1 pseudogene is annotated in these 690 nt (G+C 22.5%); it reads right to left on the minus strand.

Annotation, left to right across the window (positions count from 1 at the left end):
* Positions 1-301 (minus strand): annotated as a pseudogene (locus JWF52_RS17675) (hypothetical protein); the annotation flags it as partial.
* Positions 302-690 lie beyond the last annotated feature (389 nt).

The raw sequence follows: 690 nt of genomic DNA on the forward strand, positions 1-690 counted from the left end.
TTTGATTTTCTATACGAATTCCATCACTTAATCCAAAAAAGTCCCCACCAATAATCAAGTTATTAGAATCAATTCTATCTTTAAACTTATCATTAACAATATTTTTTGCCTCATCTGCGCTTACTTTATTTGAGGTTCCTTCTTTATCCATATTAACATATTCAGTACTAGTTTTTTCTGTTTTTGTATCCTTATTTGTAGAGTTTTGGATACCATTTGATTTACTATTACTACATCCAACCAAAGATAAAGATATAGAGATAATAACTAGACTTAAACTAATAATTTTTTTGATTTTCATAATTCATCATACCCTTCAAATTTTATTTAAGATTACTTCTAATCTTTAAACTGAGTATATCAAACATTTATTTCAAATTTATTAAGAAAGTATTACAATAAGAAAACAATTTAATTAGTTCTTAAATATATTTAAACACATAGTAAAAAAAAACTTAAAATCGATTTATTTGAACCTTAAGGGATTTATATTTATTTTATAAGACAGATAAATTGTACATAAAAATGAGGAAAATTTTTTCATATTAATAAACTCAATAATTATTTGAAATAGTATCAAATTTATACTTTTATACCCTGCTGATACATTACCTTTTACTAAGCCTACAAAGGAATTAGTTTTAATTTAAACATGACTTTTCCTCATTATTAATGTTAATTCAGTTTTTT

Source organism: Clostridium sp. CCUG 7971, assembly GCF_017590215.1.
In the GTDB taxonomy this organism is placed as follows: domain Bacteria; phylum Bacillota; class Clostridia; order Peptostreptococcales; family Peptostreptococcaceae; genus Faecalimicrobium.